1 rRNA gene is annotated in these 2,873 nt (G+C 52.7%); it reads left to right on the plus strand.

What is annotated here, in order from left to right:
* Window positions 1-73 precede the first annotated feature (73 nt).
* A 23S ribosomal RNA gene (locus F3J28_RS22260) occupies window positions 74-2,873 on the plus strand; the annotation flags it as partial.

Genomic DNA, 2,873 nt, shown 5'->3' on the forward strand with positions numbered 1-2,873 from the left:
GGTTAAGACATGTTCGAGTCTCTCAAATTTTCACAACAGCGATTGTGTCTTACGAGACATCTTCGGGTTGTGAGGTTAAGCGACTAAGCGTACACGGTGGATGCCCTGGCAGTCAGAGGCGATGAAGGACGTGCTAATCTGCGATAAGCGTCGGTAAGGTGATATGAACCGTTATAGCCGGCGATTTCCGAATGGGGAAACCCAGTGTGATTCGTCACACTATCATTACGTGAATACATAGCGTAATGAAGCGAACCGGGGGAACTGAAACATCTAAGTACCCCGAGGAAAAGAAATCAACCGAGATTCCCCCAGTAGCGGCGAGCGAACGGGGAGCAGCCCAGAACCTGAATCAGTTTGTGTGTTAGTGGAAGCGTCTGGAAAGTCGCAGGGTACAGGGTGATACTCCCGTACACTAAAATGCACATACTGTGAGTTCGAAGAGTAGGGCGGGACACGTGGTATCCTGTCTGAATATGGGGGGACCATCCTCCAAGGCTAAATACTCCTGACTGACCGATAGTGAACCAGTACCGTGAGGGAAAGGCGAAAAGAACCCCGGCGAGGGGAGTGAAAAAGAACCTGAAACCGTGTACGTACAAGCAGTGGGAGCCTCTTTATGGGGTGACTGCGTACCTTTTGTATAATGGGTCAGCGACTTATATTCTGTAGCAAGGTTAACCGTATAGGGGAGCCGCAGGGAAACCGAGTCTTAACTGGGCGTTAAGTTGCAGGGTATAGACCCGAAACCCGGTGATCTAGCCATGGGCAGGTTGAAGGTTGGGTAACACTAACTGGAGGACCGAACCGACTAATGTTGAAAAATTAGCGGATGACTTGTGGCTGGGGGTGAAAGGCCAATCAAACCGGGAGATAGCTGGTTCTCCCCGAAAGCTATTTAGGTAGCGCCTCGTGAACTCATCTTCGGGGGTAGAGCACTGTTTCGGCTAGGGGGCCATCCCGGCTTACCAACCCGATGCAAACTACGAATACCGAAGAATGTTATCACGGGAGACACACGGCGGGTGCTAACGTCCGTCGTGAAGAGGGAAACAACCCAGACCGCCAGCTAAGGTCCCAAAGTCATGGTTAAGTGGGAAACGATGTGGGAAGGCACAGACAGCCAGGATGTTGGCTTAGAAGCAGCCATCATTTAAAGAAAGCGTAATAGCTCACTGGTCGAGTCGGCCTGCGCGGAAGATGTAACGGGGCTAAACCATGCACCGAAGCTGCGGCAGCGACACTATGTGTTGTTGGGTAGGGGAGCGTTCTGTAAGCCGTCGAAGGTGAACTGTGAGGTTTGCTGGAGGTATCAGAAGTGCGAATGCTGACATAAGTAACGATAAAGCGGGTGAAAAGCCCGCTCGCCGGAAGACCAAGGGTTCCTGTCCAACGTTAATCGGGGCAGGGTGAGTCGACCCCTAAGGCGAGGCCGAAAGGCGTAGTCGATGGGAAACAGGTTAATATTCCTGTACTCGGTGTTACTGCGAAGGGGGGACGGAGAAGGCTATGTTAGCCGGGCGACGGTTGTCCCGGTTTAAGCATGTAGGCGGAGCGTTTAGGTAAATCCGGACGCTTATTAACGCTGAGGTGTGATGACGAGGCACTACGGTGCTGAAGTAACAAATGCCCTGCTTCCAGGAAAAGCCTCTAAGCATCAGGTAACATTGAATCGTACCCCAAACCGACACAGGTGGTCAGGTAGAGAATACCAAGGCGCTTGAGAGAACTCGGGTGAAGGAACTAGGCAAAATGGTGCCGTAACTTCGGGAGAAGGCACGCTGTCGGTAGGTGAAACCCCTCGCGGGTGGAGCTGAAGGCAGTCGAAGATACCAGCTGGCTGCAACTGTTTATTAAAAACACAGCACTGTGCAAACACGAAAGTGGACGTATACGGTGTGACGCCTGCCCGGTGCCGGAAGGTTAATTGATGGGGTTATCCGCAAGGAGAAGCTCTTGATCGAAGCCCCGGTAAACGGCGGCCGTAACTATAACGGTCCTAAGGTAGCGAAATTCCTTGTCGGGTAAGTTCCGACCTGCACGAATGGCGTAATGATGGCCAGGCTGTCTCCACCCGAGACTCAGTGAAATTGAAATCGCTGTGAAGATGCAGTGTACCCGCGGCAAGACGGAAAGACCCCGTGAACCTTTACTATAGCTTGACACTGAACATTGAGCCTTGATGTGTAGGATAGGTGGGAGGCTTTGAAGCGTGGACGCCAGTCTGCGTGGAGCCAACCTTGAAATACCACCCTTTAATGTTTGATGTTCTAACGTAGACCCGTGATCCGGGTTGCGGACAGTGTCTGGTGGGTAGTTTGACTGGGGCGGTCTCCTCCTAAAGCGTAACGGAGGAGCACGAAGGTTAGCTAATCACGGTCGGACATCGTGAGGTTAGTGCAAAGGCATAAGCTAGCTTGACTGCGAGAGTGACGGCTCGAGCAGGTGCGAAAGCAGGTCTTAGTGATCCGGTGGTTCTGAATGGAAGGGCCATCGCTCAACGGATAAAAGGTACTCCGGGGATAACAGGCTGATACCGCCCAAGAGTTCATATCGACGGCGGTGTTTGGCACCTCGATGTCGGCTCATCACATCCTGGGGCTGAAGTAGGTCCCAAGGGTATGGCTGTTCGCCATTTAAAGTGGTACGCGAGCTGGGTTTAGAACGTCGTGAGACAGTTCGGTCCCTATCTGCCGTGGGCGCTGGAGAATTGAGGGGGGCTGCTCCTAGTACGAGAGGACCGGAGTGGACGCATCACTGGTGTTCGGGTTGTCATGCCAATGGCATTGCCCGGTAGCTAAATGCGGAAAAGATAAGCGCTGAAAGCATCTAAGCGCGAAACTTGCCCCGAGATGAGTTCTCCCTGACCCTTT

This window comes from Enterobacter sp. Ap-1006 (assembly GCF_011752835.1).
Lineage (GTDB): Bacteria > Pseudomonadota > Gammaproteobacteria > Enterobacterales > Enterobacteriaceae > Cedecea.